15 protein-coding genes are annotated in these 13,926 nt (G+C 60.0%); 9 read left to right on the top strand and 6 right to left on the bottom strand.

Going from position 1 to position 13,926, the window contains the following annotated elements:
• The first annotated feature begins 13 nt into the window (after positions 1 to 13).
• The 3 genes from ACIX8_RS16815 (at position 14) to lpxD (ending at position 2,682) form a co-directional block, all read left to right on the top strand.
• Complete coding sequence (locus ACIX8_RS16815) at positions 14 to 712, top strand: lipid-binding SYLF domain-containing protein (RefSeq protein WP_014266572.1); 699 nt, start codon at positions 14 to 16, stop codon at positions 710 to 712.
• Between the two features lie 99 nt (positions 713 to 811).
• Positions 812 to 1,756: a lysophospholipid acyltransferase family protein gene (locus ACIX8_RS16810; RefSeq protein WP_014266571.1), complete on the top strand. Its 945-nt coding sequence runs from the start codon at positions 812 to 814 to the stop codon at positions 1,754 to 1,756.
• Positions 1,753 to 2,682: a UDP-3-O-(3-hydroxymyristoyl)glucosamine N-acyltransferase gene (lpxD, locus tag ACIX8_RS16805; protein ID WP_014266570.1), complete on the top strand. Its 930-nt coding sequence runs from the start codon at positions 1,753 to 1,755 to the stop codon at positions 2,680 to 2,682. The genes ACIX8_RS16810 and lpxD overlap by 4 nt, the downstream gene beginning before the upstream one ends.
• Before the next feature lie 10 nt (positions 2,683 to 2,692).
• Here the strand turns inward: lpxD and bshB1 are convergent, their stop codons facing one another.
• Together bshB1 and ACIX8_RS16795 are read right to left on the bottom strand one after the other, a co-directional pair.
• Complete coding sequence (gene bshB1 / locus ACIX8_RS16800) at positions 2,693 to 3,436, bottom strand: bacillithiol biosynthesis deacetylase BshB1 (protein ID WP_014266569.1); 744 nt, start codon at positions 3,434 to 3,436, stop codon at positions 2,693 to 2,695.
• An 11-nt stretch (positions 3,437 to 3,447) separates the two neighbouring features.
• Positions 3,448 to 5,121 (bottom strand): hypothetical protein, encoded by a 1,674-nt coding sequence (locus ACIX8_RS16795; RefSeq protein ID WP_014266568.1) that lies wholly within the window; start codon positions 5,119 to 5,121, stop codon positions 3,448 to 3,450.
• A gap of 146 nt (positions 5,122 to 5,267) precedes the next feature.
• Here ACIX8_RS16795 and ACIX8_RS16790 point away from each other — a divergent pair, with 146 nt between their 5' ends.
• Genes ACIX8_RS16790 through ACIX8_RS16780 form a run of 4 tightly spaced genes read left to right on the top strand, consistent with a single transcriptional unit; the run spans position 5,268 to position 8,155 of the window.
• Positions 5,268 to 7,151, top strand: a complete 1,884-nt coding sequence (locus ACIX8_RS16790) for a bifunctional homocysteine S-methyltransferase/methylenetetrahydrofolate reductase (RefSeq protein WP_014266567.1) — start codon at positions 5,268 to 5,270, stop codon at positions 7,149 to 7,151.
• Positions 7,151 to 7,420 (top strand): exodeoxyribonuclease VII small subunit, encoded by a 270-nt coding sequence (locus tag ACIX8_RS16785; protein WP_014266566.1) that lies wholly within the window; start codon positions 7,151 to 7,153, stop codon positions 7,418 to 7,420. The genes ACIX8_RS16790 and ACIX8_RS16785 overlap by 1 nt, the downstream gene beginning before the upstream one ends.
• A gap of 10 nt (positions 7,421 to 7,430) precedes the next feature.
• Positions 7,431 to 7,583, top strand: a complete 153-nt coding sequence (locus ACIX8_RS25990) for a hypothetical protein (protein WP_014266565.1) — start codon at positions 7,431 to 7,433, stop codon at positions 7,581 to 7,583.
• Positions 7,583 to 8,155 carry a zeta toxin family protein gene (locus ACIX8_RS16780; protein ID WP_014266564.1) on the top strand — a complete coding sequence of 191 codons (573 nt, stop codon included), beginning with the start codon at positions 7,583 to 7,585 and terminating at the stop codon, positions 8,153 to 8,155. The genes ACIX8_RS25990 and ACIX8_RS16780 overlap by 1 nt, the downstream gene beginning before the upstream one ends.
• A 4-nt stretch (positions 8,156 to 8,159) precedes the next feature.
• On the opposite strand, the gene ACIX8_RS16775 is transcribed toward ACIX8_RS16780, so the two are convergent.
• The 3 genes from ACIX8_RS16775 to ACIX8_RS16765 are packed head-to-tail and all read right to left on the bottom strand — an operon-like array spanning position 8,160 to position 10,598.
• Positions 8,160 to 9,164, bottom strand: coding sequence for a polyprenyl synthetase family protein (locus ACIX8_RS16775; protein ID WP_014266563.1), 1,005 nt, complete (start codon positions 9,162 to 9,164; stop codon positions 8,160 to 8,162).
• Between the two features lie 51 nt (positions 9,165 to 9,215).
• The gene (locus ACIX8_RS16770; RefSeq protein WP_014266562.1) at positions 9,216 to 9,716 is read right to left on the bottom strand and encodes a YajQ family cyclic di-GMP-binding protein; all 501 of its coding nucleotides are present in this window, start codon (positions 9,714 to 9,716) and stop codon (positions 9,216 to 9,218) included.
• 48 nt (positions 9,717 to 9,764) lie between these two features.
• Entirely contained in the window at positions 9,765 to 10,598 is an 834-nt protein-coding gene (locus tag ACIX8_RS16765) for a TatD family hydrolase (protein ID WP_014266561.1), read from the bottom strand.
• Between the two features lie 106 nt (positions 10,599 to 10,704).
• Between ACIX8_RS16765 and ACIX8_RS16760 the strand changes: the two genes are divergently transcribed.
• Positions 10,705 to 11,091 carry a cupin domain-containing protein gene (locus tag ACIX8_RS16760; protein ID WP_014266560.1) on the top strand — a complete coding sequence of 129 codons (387 nt, stop codon included), beginning with the start codon at positions 10,705 to 10,707 and terminating at the stop codon, positions 11,089 to 11,091.
• A gap of 12 nt (positions 11,092 to 11,103) precedes the next feature.
• Entirely contained in the window at positions 11,104 to 11,562 is a 459-nt protein-coding gene (locus ACIX8_RS16755; RefSeq protein WP_014266559.1) for a cupin domain-containing protein, read from the top strand.
• Between the two features lie 6 nt (positions 11,563 to 11,568).
• Here ACIX8_RS16755 and metG read toward each other — a convergent pair whose 3' ends face one another.
• Positions 11,569 to 13,923, bottom strand: coding sequence for a methionine--tRNA ligase subunit beta (metG, locus tag ACIX8_RS16750; protein ID WP_014266558.1), 2,355 nt, complete (start codon positions 13,921 to 13,923; stop codon positions 11,569 to 11,571).
• Between the last annotated feature and the right edge of the window lie 3 nt (positions 13,924 to 13,926).

Here is a 13,926-nt window from a genome sequence, read left to right as displayed (position 1 = left end):
GAAAGGCAATGCGATGAAGAAAGTAAGCGTAGTCCTTTGTGCCCTGGTGATGTCGGCTGGTTTGATCCCTGTACATGCACATGCACAGGATGCCAAGTTGACGGATCGTTTGAACGCGGCGGCAGACGTAATCGATGAAGTAATGGCGACCCCGGATAAGGGAATTCCTCAGTCCATTCTGGCGGGTGCTCATTGTGTAGTGGTCATTCCGGCCTATAAAAAGGGTGCTTTCATCGTAGGCGGTCAGTACGGTCAGGGTGCGGCAACGTGCCGCACGCCGCGTGGCTGGAGTGCTCCGGTGTTCGTACAGTTGGCTGGTGGCAGCTTCGGCTGGCAGATCGGTGGACAGTCCACGGATCTCATACTGGTCGCGATGAATAAGAATGGTCTTCAGGACATGCTGAAGTCCAAGTTCAAGATCGGCGGCGATGCTGCTGCCACAGCCGGTCCCGTGGGCCGCAACGCACAGGCAGGTACGGACTGGAAGCTGAATGCCGAATTCCTGACCTACTCGCGCAGCAAGGGACTCTTTGCCGGTATCGATCTGGACGGCACAGTGCTCTCGCAGAATGGCGATGACACCCGCGCTGAATATGGCGCAGATATCCCGTTCGAGGGCGTGCTGCACGGCAACTCGCCGACACCCCAGAACGCACGTCGTTTTGTCCACACCGTTGCGAAGTACTTCATCGTCTCGCAGGACAACCACTAAACCAACCAGGCAATATGCAAGGCAAAGAAGGGCGGCCCCGGCCGCCCTTCTGCTTGTCTGGAGAGAGACTGGAATGTCTGCATTGCGTACACTGAGTTCTTGGCCGCTATCTCGCAGACCTCGTTGCCGGTGACACCCTCCTTTCGGGAGAACGTGGAGTATTGGGCTCTGCGCGGATTGGTAGGAGCCATAGGCCTGCTGCCAAGATCGATAGCGCGAGGGACGGGGGCGGCGATTGGCTGGGTGTGCTGGAAAGGACTTGGGGGCCTGAGGCGGACAGGCCTGCGAAATCTCAAGCTGGCCTTTCCAGAGAAGACCGAAGAAGAGCGCCGCGAGATTCTCCACAAGCTCTACATCAGGCTGGGCTGGCAGATGGCGGAGTTCTGCAAGATGCGCGGCTACACGCTGGAGAGCGCCTCAAAGTTCGTCCGCTACGAAGGGCTGGAGAATTATCTTCAGGCCCGCGACAAAGGCAAGGGTGTACTGGTTTTGACCGGGCATCTGGGCGCATGGGAGTTGTCGAGCTTTTATCACTCGCTGCGGGGCTATCCCATGTCGCTGGTCATTCGCAGGCTGGACAATCCAAGGGTGGATGCGTTCGTCAACGGAATACGCTGCATGCATGGCAATCGTGTCCTGCATAAAGACGACTTCGCCCGTGGCTTGCTGTCGGCGATGCAGCGCGGCGAGACGGTCGGGATCCTGATGGACACGAATATGACTCCGCCACAAGGGGTCTTCGTGCCGTTCTTCGGTGTCGAGGCCTGTACGGCGTCCGGGTTGGCGCGGGTCGCGCTGAAGACCGGCGCGGCGGTGCTGCCGGGATTTCTCCTGTGGGAGGAGAGCGAAAGACGCTACGTGCTGCACTTCGGCGAAGAGCTCAGCCTGGTGCGCACGGAAGATACGCAGGCGGACATCCTGGCGAATACGGCACTCTTCACGTCAACGATCGAATCCTATGTCCGTCGCTATCCGGAGCAGTGGCTCTGGGTGCATCGCCGCTGGAAGACCAGGCCCGAAGGCGAAGGGAGCTTTTACAAATGAGTGCGATTCGCAGAACGGCAACGGAGATTGCCGCGCTTTTGGGGGTTGAAACGGCATCGCAGGCCATTCTCTCGCATGTCTCGGAGATCGAGGGCGCAGAGGCGGAGGCCCTGGTCTTTGCCCAGGACGAAACGACGCTGCGAGCGGCACTGGCATCCCATGCGGGATTGATTCTTGCGCGGCGCGGCACCCTGGAGAGCGACGACATTCGTGTGCTCTGGGTGCGCGATCCGAAGTATGCGTTTGCCTTAGTCGCGAGAGAGCTCGCGGTGCCTGACGATAGCCCGCTCCATCATCCGGCTGCCAGCATCGATGCCTCTGCGATCCTGGGTGAGCGGACGCGGGTGGGTGCGGGTGCGGTGATCGAAGCGAATGTTGTCATCGGCGCGGATTGCAATATCGGCAGCCGGACGACGATCTGCAAGGGAGCGACGCTCGGGGATCGTGTTGTCGTGCAGTCCGGCGCGGTGCTGGGTGCAACGGGGTTCGGCTATGTACGCAACTCCGGGACTGGCGAGTACCTTTTGTTTCCTCAGCAAGGCCGCCTGGTCGTCGAGGATGACGTAGAGATCGGCGCGAACACCACTATCGACCGTGGAGCGCTGGGCGAGACGCGGATCGGCCGGGGCGCGAAGATCGACAACCTGGTGCATATTGGGCACAACTGCAACATCGGCCGCCATGTGGTGATCGCCGCCCAGGTGGGTATCTCCGGCTCAACGACAGTAGGGGATGGGGCTGTGCTGGCCGGTCAGGTAGGGCTTGGCGACCACGTCAATGTGGGACCAGGGGTCATTCTTGGGGGGCAGGGAGGCATCTTTCCGGGCAAGACGGTGACAGGGCCCGGTGAGATGTTTGCGGGGACTCCTGCCGAGCCTGTGAAGGATTATTTGAAGTCTCTGGCCCGGGTGCGGCGGCTCAAATAGCGTTTCGAAGCTAAATGCTCTGCACGGGCAGCATCATCAGGTCTTGAACCGCGCCCACTTCTTTCTGCACAAAGGGCTCAGCGTAGCGAACCCCGGCAAGAAGACCATAGTGTCGCGCTGTCGCGAACATGCGTTCGCGGATATCGCTTTCGGGAACGAAGAGGCCCGCTCCTGCGTGCTGCTCGCCATACTGGGAGCGATAGGCCAGCAACGATTGCAGCCTTGTCTCGATGTGCTCCGTGATGTCGACGACGAACGTAGGGCGTACATCGGAATACAGCGAGGCGTAGAGAATCTTGTAGGGGCGATGTGGCGCGCCGTGTTCCGAAGGCAGATCGAGCCGCGACAGGCCTGCGGCAAAGCAGGCCTCGTAGCCAAGGGTCGCCGAGGTGTAATGGTCCGGATGGCGGCCCTGCCAGTAGGGAAGGATCACGACACGAGGCCGCAGACGGCGCAGGACAGCGGCGATCTTCAGCCGATTTTCGAGGGTGTTCTGCACGTTGCCATCGGGCAGGTCGAGCGCCTCGCGGTGTGAGACATGCAGAATGCGTGCGGCGGCTTCGGCTTCCGCGGCGCGTTCGGCGGCAGTGCCGCGGGTGCCGCTCTCTCCTCGTGTGAGATCGAGAATGCCCGTACGCCAGCCCAGGGAGTGCTGCACAAGCAGCGTGCCACCACAGGTCTGCTCTACGTCATCGCGATGAGCTGCGATGGCGAGTACATCGACCTGTGGTGGCGTGCTGCTTGTGCCAGGCATAGAAGAGATGATTAGTTGGCGGCGTTGGTCAACGCATCCATATAGGCAACGTCGAGTACGGTGCCCTGGACGGTGATGAGGGAGTTGTCGATTTCACTGTCATCTACGGTTGAGAAGGCGTGAATCTGGCCGCCGTAGGCCGAATAGACCTTGTTGTAGTTCTGCACCCAGCAGATGCCGTTCAGATCGCCGTAGTACATCTCGTTCAGGTTGGTATTGACGTACTGGACGGTGATATTCGTGTTGGTCTTGTTGTTGGGGGTGACTGCGGGAACGATCTCCACCGGGCTGACAGCGCCCAGATTAACCCAGCTAACGCCACCGTCAGTGGTCGCCTGATCGATTCCTGTCTGCCAGGTTGGAGTGCTCTTACCGGATGTGCCGGCAGTCAGTGCGTACTCGACGTTGGTGCCGTCGGTAACTTTCTGGCCGATCGTATAGTTGGTTCCGGCAGCCCACGAAGGAAGAACGGTATTGCCTCCCGTGACGAAGCGGGTGAGGCAGTTATAGTTGGCTGCCTGGGTTTGGTCTCCACTGGTGGCGCGAGCTGCGCGAGGTCCGTTGGCGCAGCTCTGCGAGCCGATCCACAGCGTGTTGTTGTCGGCAAACAACATCCTCGAGTGGGTGCCGTCGGAGATGCTGTAGGTGGTCGGTTGCAGGGTGTAGTTGGCCAGGTTCAGAAGCGAAAGATTGCCGCCGAAAAGACCGTTGCCCTGAAGACTCTGCCCCGCAAGATAAAGAGTTGTGCCATCGGAGAGTGCTGTCGTGACCCCGCCTGGAACAGGGATGGGATTCGGCACGGAGATGTTCTGCAGCGGAGACGGGTAAGTTGAGCTCGTTGGGGGAGTGTCAGCATCGAGGGCGGCAGCAGATAGAACCGTAACGCTCGACTGCTGGCCGCCGCATTCGGGGCCGCAGTTCAGGATGTAGACGCTGCTCGCATCGAGCGAGAAGGAGGCATCTACAGGACGATCATAGGTTCCCGGTACGGGGACGACACAGTACACCGGGAGCAACAGCGGCTGGCAGTCGATGGCGCCGGGAGGGTTGACGGGGTTCACAGACGCAGCCAGCTTGACCACGCGATAGAGCGAGTTCGAGTTGCGAACCATCGCCAGGATAATCGTGTTGCCTGGATCGATCGCTACTTTATCGACGTTTGGAAGGTTGAGGTTGTAAGTTGCGCCACTGTCGGAGACCTGCAGGATTCCGACGGTCTCCCCAGCTTCGGCAAAACGTGTACCCGCAGTGGTCGCGGCTGCGGAAGGGGAGTTAGCAATTCCGAAATTCGATGGGAAACCGCCATTGCTCTTTTCGGCGCCATAGTTGATCTGCTGGAGTGTGCCATCGGTAAACGAACGGACGTAACCGGTGAGTTGTTCCGGGTAGTTGATGATCTGTACCGGTTCTGCGGCAGAGAAGCCGGAGATGGTGAAGGCTGGGATCGTGTCCTGAATATTCGTACGAATGTCGCGCAGACCATCCAGAATCTCCAGGCCACCCTGCGCGCCGTTGAGGGTGTAAGCCGCCAGAACACGCTGCAGAATCTGGCTTGGGGGGATGGGGCGGCCAGCGAAGTTGTTGGCTGGAAATACGTAGAGGCGATTGCACGCGGTAAGCGCGAGCGTGACAACTGCAAGGAGCAAGCCCGAAACGACCTGTGCGGGGAGACTTCTATTCTTCAACGTAAACTACTCCAAACCGTCGCGAGACCACAGCAATTTGCTGCATTTATTAGTTCCGAGTATAGCAAAGGGGAACCCCGCTTCACGCGTTTTGCTTCCTTCGTGACGTTATACGATGGAGGATGCACGAGGAACACGGGAGACGAATGGCGGTTGGGATCGATAGGCTTTTTGCCGGCGGCACGGTATTGTGCGACGGTGCGATGGGCACCATGCTTTATAGCTGCGGTGTTTTTATCAACCGTTGTTACGACGAATTGAATCTGTCGCAGCCCGAGATGGTCCGCTCCGTTCATCAGCAGTATCTGCAGGCTGGAGCGGAGGTCATTGAAACCAATACCTTCGGCGCGAATTCCTTCCGGCTGGAGCGCTTCGCGCTGCGCGAGAAGGTGCGGGAGTTCAACCTGGCCGGGGCTGCGATTGCCCGCCAGAGCGTCGATGCGATTCGCGAAAAACAGGGCACGGAAGCCTTTGTCGCCGGTGCCGTAGGGCCTCTGGGGGTACGGCTGGAGCCTTTGGGCAAGCTCAGCCTGGAGGAGGCTCGCGAGGCCTTTGCCGAGCAGATCTCTGCCCTGGCCGAGGGGGGAGTCGACCTGATCATCATTGAGACGATGATGTCGATCGACGAGGCGGAACAGGCTGTGCTGGCAGCTCGCCAGGTAGCTCCGCACCTGAAGGTCGCCGTGATGGTGACGGTCGATGAGGACGGCAACTGTCTTGACGGAACCAGCCCTGAGGTCGCTGCCGAGCGATTGACCGCCGTTGGAGCGGACGCTATTGGGTGCAACTGTAGCTCAGGCCCGGCAACGGTGCTCACGGTGATCGAGCGCATGCGCGAGGCGACCGCGCTGCCGCTGCTGGCGATGCCGAATGCGGGTATGCCGCGCAACGTGGAAGGCCGCAACATCTATCTCACCTCGCCGGAGTACATGGCCAGCTTTGTGCGTAAGGCGGTACGGGCTGGAGCTTCCTGGGTGGGTGGATGCTGCGGCACGACCCCGGCACATATTCGTGCGATGCGCGGCTCTTTGCGCGCGATGGATGCGCAGGAGTCCGGCGAGAGGGCGACCGAACATACGCCGCATATCGTGCACGCCAGCGAGAGCGAGCATCGTGTGGAACCGCGGCCGCTCGGCGAGCGTTCGCAAATCGGCCGGATGATTGCAGACGGCGAGTTTGTCACGATGGTGGAGATCGTTCCGCCGAAGGGCTTCGACTGCTCGAAGGAGCTTGCCGGCGCGCTGCTGATGAAGAAGCGGGGCGTGCATGTGATCAACGTGCCGGACTCTCCGCGAGCCAGCGCGCGCATGGGAGCGCAGAGCCTCTGCGTGCAGATTCAGCAGCAGGTCGGCATCGAGACGATCCTGCACTACACGTGCCGCGATCGCAATGTGTTGAGCATGCAGAGTGACTTGCTGGGAGCATCGTCGATTGGGCTGAAGAACATCCTGTGCCTTACGGGCGACCCACCGAAGATGGGTAACTACCCCGATGCGACCGCGGTGTTCGATGTGGATGCTATCGGCCTGGTGAATATTGTCCATGGCCTTAATCAGGGCCTGGATATCGGGCGCAATCCGATCGGGGGATCGACTGGTTTTACGATCTCCGTTGCTGCGAACCCAGGGGTGCCCGATATCGAGCACGAGGTGCGGCGTTTTGCGTACAAGGTTGAGGCTGGAGCAGAGTTCTGCATTACGCAGCCGGTCTTCGACCTGCGTTTGCTGGAGGACTTTCTGCGTCGCATTGAGGGGTTCCGCATCCCTGTGATTGCGGGCATCTGGCCGCTCACCAGCCTGCGCAATGCGGAGTTTATGAAGAACGACCTGCGGGTCGCGATGCCGGACGAGATCTTTGTGCGCATGGCCGCGGCTGGCGGTAAAGAGGAAGCACTGGCGGAAGGTCTCAAGATCGCGCAGGAGATGCTGGCGAGTGTGCGTGGTTCAGTCCAGGGCGTGCAGGTGAGCGCTCCCTTCGGAAAGTACACGGCCGCGGCCGAGGTTCTTGGTCTGACGGAGGAGATTGCATAATGGCGAGCTTTGAGGATCAGTTAGCGGAGTTGGAGAAGGTCGTCGAGCAGCTTGAGCGCGGCGACTTGTCGCTGGATGAGAGCGTCAGCCTGTTCGAGCGCGGCGTGCATCTGTCGAACGCCTGCAAGGCCCAGCTCTCGAGCGCGGAGAGCCGGATTCAGGTGCTGCTGGAGCCGTCAGAATCAGGGCCGGTACGGGTGGAGGAGTTGGCCCTGACGGTGGCGGATGAAGAGGGCGATGAGGATGACGAGGATGTCGACGAAGAGTAGGATTTGAGGCATGGAACAGGACATTCACAAGTTGGCCGATTGGCTCGTGAAAGTGACCCATGAGGGGATTGCAATCGAACACAAAATCCTTGAATGGACGACTGCTGAAAAAAAGATTGAGCCGGACACCGTTTCTGAAACTCCGAGCGCGAAGGCAAGCTAATGCCGCTGCTGACGGTTGTAGCCGGAGCTAATGGAGCCGGCAAGAGTACACTCACCAGATTTGGGCGCGAAACTTTCCAAAGCACTGCGATTCTTGATCCAGATGCTATTGCAAAGGATATGCAGATATCAGGAGCTCATGGTGGTTCGGCCATCGATGCTGGTAGAGAAGTGCTTCGCCGATCTGAAAATTTTCTCTCAAAACGCGAGAGCTTTCTTGTGGAAACGACGCTATCGGGTAATACCTACCTTCACATGATGAAGCGAGCGGCATCTCTTGGATATCGGCTTCGACTGCTTTATGTGGGCACATCGGATGTGAGCGTGAATCTTCAACGAGTCAAGAATCGCGTAAAGCGAGGTGGCCACGATGTGCCGGAAGAAGATCAGAGACGTCGCTATCCGCGAAGCCTGGAGAATCTGCCGAAAGCGCTTAATCTAGCGGATGAGGCAATCGTTTTCGATAATTCAACGCTTATTGGGCATAACAAGGTCATTGTGAAAGATCACAGAGGTTATACCTTCTACGATCCAATACCTGTCTGGGCGGAGTCCTGTCGTTCTTTGGTGTGATCTTCTACCGGTCGCGCGTTGTAACGAACCCCGGAACCCACAGCAGCGCGCGCTTGTAGTCACTCTCCGGAAGGTCCGCGATGGATTGCCGAGCTGCTTCAGCGTAGGCGCAGGCCGTGTCCATGGCATAGGCCAGTGACTCGTGGCGTTGCAGAATCTCAAGGATGTCCGCGTGAGCGACGCGGGCGAAGCTGCGGTCGGCGAGCACCGTGCGGATGGCCTCGCGATCGGCTCCCGTGCCGCGTTCCAGCGCGTGGATGACGGCCAGGGTCGCCTTGCCTTCGCGCAGGTCGGAGGCGGTGGGCTTGCCCAGAACGTCGTCCTGCGCTGTGAGATCCAGCACATCGTCGACGATCTGGAAGGCCAGGCCGAGGTTGCGGCCATACTCACCCAGTGCTTCTTCAAAGGGAGCGGCGTTGGGCGTGGTTGGAGGCACTGCGATCACCGCACCGAGCTGCATCGATACCTTGAACAGGCAGGCGGTCTTGCGGTAGATCAGGTCGAAGTACTCTTCTTCGTTGATCAGATGGCCGAGCTTCTCCATCTGCAGCAGTTCGCCTTCGACCATCTGCTGGGTGAGCGAGATGAGCAGGTCGAGGATGCGGAAGTTGCGCTCGGCCAGTGCCGTCTGGAAGGACTGCATGTAGAGCCAGTCGCCCGCGAGCACGCACTTGGCATTGCCCCAGGTGGTGTTCGACGAAGGCCGCCCGCGACGCGTGCTGGCCTCGTCGATGATGTCATCGTGCACCAGTGTCGCCGTGTGCAGCATCTCAACGACGGCGCCCAGGCGAATCCGCGCCTCCGACTCGCAACCGACGGCCCTTGCGGAGAGCAGCAGCATCATCGGCCGGATACGTTTACCGCCGCCGGCGATCAGGTACTGCGCAATGTCGGTAACGACTTCGACGGGAGAGTCGGACTGGTGGGCGAACTCGCTCTCGATGGCAGCAAGGTCGTCACGCAGGAGGTCGAATACCTCGGTAGCGGTCGCGATGGAAAGGGAACTCACGCTGGAATTAAGAGTAGCAGGAACATGGACTTCCGGTTGTTGAACTTATTTTTAGTTTGAGCGGAAGTTGGTGAACTGCAGATCGACTCCGAAGTCCTTGCCGCGCAGCATTCCCATGATTTCCTGAAGAGTATCGCGATCTTTGCTGGTCACGCGGACGGTATCGCCCTGAATGGAGGCCTGCGCTTTTTTCTTCGATTCCTTGATCAGGGCGACGATTTTCTTGGCCGGTTCGGACGCGATGCCCTGCTTCAGCTTGATCTTCTGGCGGACGGAGGAGTTCGAGGCGGGCTCAATCTTCTCGTACTCGAGGTTCTTGAGCGAGACGCCACGCTTGACCAGCTTCTGCGAGAGGATCTCGATGACGGCCTTGATGGTGTACTCGTCCTGGCTGGCGAGCTGAACAGTCTCGTCGCCTTCGAGGGCGATGGTGGACTTCGAGTTCTTGAGGTCGAAGCGGGCGTTGACTTCTTTGGTCGCCTGGTCGATGGCGTTCTTTACTTCCTGGATCTCTACTTTGCTGACGACGTCGAAACTTTGATCTGCTGGCATGTTGGTGTCCTGTTCGCTTGTTGCGAAGCTATGTCTATGATGCGGTGATTATTCTATGCCGCGCGTTGGCGGGAAGAGTTCGTAAAAGTTTTTAGTGGTCTGTGCGGCTACTTCTTCATAAGATGCGCCGCGCAGCCCGGCGAGATACCGGGCCGTGTGGGCGACGTTAGCGGGCTCGTTGGTCTGGCCGCGCAAGGGGATTGGAGCGAGGAACGGAGCGTCGGTTTCGACGAGGATGCGGTCGGCGGGCGCGGACTTCGCGACGGCCTGGATCGTCGTCGACTTCGGGTAGGTGAGATTTCCGGCAAAGGAGAGATAGAAGCCCGCCGCGAGCGAACGCGCGGCCTGGTCTTCATTGCCGGAGAAGCAGTGCATGATGCCGGGCAGGCCACTGGGCGTCCAGTGCTCGGCGATGAGGGAGAGCAGGTCCTCCCAGGCGTCGGCGGGCTCGTACTTCTGCTTGGCCGCAGGGATGGCCAGTTCGGACGTCCGGCAGTGGATGAGGATCGGTTTGCGTACGGCTACGGCGATCTTCATCTGGGCGACGAAGGCTGCGTGCTGTGTGGCGATGTCCGGATTGTCGAGGTGGTAGTAGTCGAGGCCGATCTCGCCGACGGCGATGCAGCGCGGGTCTTCGACGAGGCTGGCAAGCTTGGCAAGGTGCTCGGGCGTCGCCTGGTGAGCCTCCTGCGGATGGATGCCGGCGGAGGCGAAGATCTGTTCGTGCTCACGTGCCAGATTGAGCGCGCGGTGCATCGTGTCCGGCCCATCGCCTATCCCGATGGCCAGCAGCTTCGCCACGCCCGCTTCCCGCGCGTTGGCGAGTACCTGGGGGAGATTGTCGTAGTCGTCGAGATGGCAGTGTGAGTCGATCAGGTACATGGTCTCTTTCAGATTACAGGCTTGCGCCTTGTGGCGAGTGTGTGGATGCGAAGGATAGTATGTCTGGCATGGCGGTGAGTCTGTCTTGAGGCCTTTCGGAGAGTCATTGAAGAGCGATGAGATAAAAGCCGGTGGCCTGGGCAGCGAGTCACGGGTGTTCTCGTTTGGAAGCCTGCCGGTCCGCACAGGAGCGAACGGTAGCGAGGGGCGCGACGTGCTTCATGGCGCGGTCGTTACCGGGGAGCCTGTGGCCTTGCACGAGTCCATGCAGCCTGCCGGGGCGAAGCCCAATCCGGCGCACCGGATCGAGCACACCGAGGTGATCTGCGTTCGCGAAGGTGCCCTGGAGTTCGATCACGATGGCCGTACCGAGCGCGTGGACGCTGGTGGCGTGATCTTTGTTGCCAAAGGAACGATGCATACCCTTCGCAATGCCGGCGACGGGGCGGCGGCATACTTTGTCTTCGCGATCGGTGGAGACATTAACAAGTAAGGGGAGAGACCTATGGAAACGATGAATCGCAGGGATATGTGTGCGGCCATGGCTGCGTTCGCCTTTTTGGGGTGCGGGGTTTCGGAGGCCCAATCGGCGGTAGCGAGTGGGGATAGTGCCCTGGCGCAATCCAAGGTCTTTCGCTTCGAAGATCTGCCCGTCAAGCAGAACGAGAATGGTGGCTGGGGACGCCAGGTCATGCAGGGAACGCTGCCGACCGGCGAGTTTGTAGAGGTGCATGAAACGATGCTGCCCCCTGGCAAGATGCCGCACCCGCCGCATAAGCACCGGAACACAGAGTTTGTGCTCATCCGTCAGGGCAAGCTGGAGTTCCTGAATGAAGGCAAGCCGGAACCGGTTGGCGTGGGGGACGTGATTTATACGGCATCGAACAGGATGCACGGCCTGACCAATGTCGGCGACTCACCGGCGCTGTACTTTGTCGTCTCGGTGAGCCACGGACAGGCGTAGCGGCCTTTATTTCAGTCTTGAGCCCAGAGCAATCTCTTCTCCGAACGTAGCCAGCACAGGCTTGCCGCCCTCGCCCTCCGACGCCGCCAGCAGCATGCCGTGCGACTCCAGCCCGCGCATCTTGCGCGGAGCGAGGTTGGTGATGACCACGATGCGGCGGCCGATCAGGTCTTCGGGGGTGTACCACTCGGCGATGCCGGAGAGGATCTGCCGTTTCTCGTGGCCGAGATCGACCTCGAGGCGGAGGAGCTTGTCGGCCTTCGGAATGCGCTCGGCGACGAGGATTTGTGCGACGCGGAGCTCGATCTTGGCGAAGTCGTCGATGGTGATGGTGGGCGCGGCATCGGCTGGGCCGGCAGTGATGGGCGTCTGGGAGGCGACCGAGGCGAAGGGGCCGCTGGCGGGAGCGTCAGTGTGCGAGGGTGTTGGCCCGTTGTGGGTCGTCGTGGAGCCGCTGCCGCCGACTGGCAGAGAGCCGGAGGGTTCGCCGAGTGAGCTGGTGCGCGGGGCCGCAGCAGGGTGGGTGCTGTCGGTGGGTACGGGCTGTGCGTGCGCAGGTGTAGCGGCGGCCTTCAGCGGAGCCTCGGGGCGGGCCTCAGTGGGCGTGGGGTTTTCCATGTCGGTCATGATCTGTACGAGTCCTTTGTCGGCGCGAGGGAAGATGGGGGCCAGCGGGCCGAGTTTTGTTCCGGGCTTCAGTCCGCCCCATTGCAGGTTGTTCAGTTCGCCGTTGCGTGCGGCGACTTCGATGTCGCCGAGGCCGAGTTGAGCCCAGACTTTGGCGGTGGCAGTCGGCAGGGTGGGGTAGAGAATCGCTGTAACGATACGGATTGATTCGGCAGCAGAATACAAGATGAAGCTTGCTTTGTACTGATCGACTTTGTCATCCGATGTTACAAGTTTCCATGGAGCGTATTGGGTGATGTAGCCATCAACCAATGTGACTAAAGACCATAATTTGGAAAGCGAGGATGAGAAAGCCGATCGATCTAAGTCGGCTGCAACTTCCATTACGGTTGCTCTGATGCTGCTGTAAGGGAGCACATCATTGCCCATAAAGTTAGGATCAAATAACGCGTCTTTGTCTTCCGGAATAATCCCATCGCGCTTTGCGATCATCGACAGTGTGCGGCTGACGAGATTGCCATATCCATTTGCCAAGTCCGCGTTGTAGCGCGTGACGAGTGCATCGAAGCTGAAACTGCCATCTTGCCCAAACGGAATTTCACGCAGCAGGAAGTACCGCAGCACATCGGAAGCAAACAGATCACGCTCGGCCTTGGTGCTGTCAGGGAACTGCTTGCCGTAGACTTCATCGCCAAACGCATCAAGGATCGTCTCCGTGCGGACGATGTTGCCCTTGGACTTCGACATCTTCGAGTTGTCGAAGAGCAGCCAGCCGTGGGCCGTAACAGCTTTTGGCAGCGACAGATTGGCAGCCAGCAGAAACGCGGGCCAGTAAATGCAGTGCTGGCGCGTGATCTCCTTGGCCATGATGTGCACATCGGCGGGCCAGTAGTGGTTGAACTCGGCGGTGTCTTTCGGGTCGTCGCTGCCGTAGCCGATGGCGGTCATGTAGTTGGCCAGGGCGTCGAGCCAGACGTACATCACATGCTTCTTGTCGGTGGCGCTGGCGGCGGGTTCAGGGACCGGGATGCCCCACGTGAAACTCGAACGCGAGACGGAGAGGTCGCGCAATGCGCCCTTTACGTAGGGTGCGCCAGTGTTGGAGTTTTCGATTTCAAGGCCAGCCGCGCGGCCTTCGACGACGTTGCCGCGCAGGAAGCTCAGGACCTCGTTCTTGCGGGCTTCGGGCGTGATCGCCAGCGTGTCGGACTCGATGAGGTCGAGCAGAGGGCGCTGGTACTCGCTCAGGCGGAAGAAGAAGTTTTCCTCGGTGACGGTTTCGGTCGGTTTGCCGTCAGGGCCGATGGTGCCGGGAGGGCCTTCGACGAAGATCTCTTCTCCAACGCTGTACTGACCTGTGTAGGAGCTGAGGTAGATCTGGCCGCGTTCGTAGAGGTCTGCGAAGAGCTTTTGCGCGCCGCGCTTATGCTTCGCGTCGGTAGTGCGGATGTAACGGTCGTAGGTGAGACCCATGCGGTCCCAGAGGTTGCGGAACTGGATGGAGACCTGGTCGGCGAACTGCTGCGGCGCTATGCCCGCGACGGCGGCGGAGCGCTCGATCTTCTGGCCGTGCTCGTCGGTGCCGGTGAGGAAGAAGGTGTCGTCGCCCAGCAGGCGGTGGCGGCGGGCGAGAACGTCGGCGACGATGGTCGTGTAGGCATGGCCAATGTGCGGTCGCGCGTTGACGTAGTAGATCGGCGTAGTGAGATAGAACTTTTTGCGATTGGCTGACATCGG

The sequence above is a fragment of the Granulicella mallensis MP5ACTX8 genome (assembly GCF_000178955.2).
Classification (GTDB): domain Bacteria; phylum Acidobacteriota; class Terriglobia; order Terriglobales; family Acidobacteriaceae; genus Granulicella; species Granulicella mallensis.
This window is presented reverse-complemented; position numbering and strand designations above follow the sequence as displayed.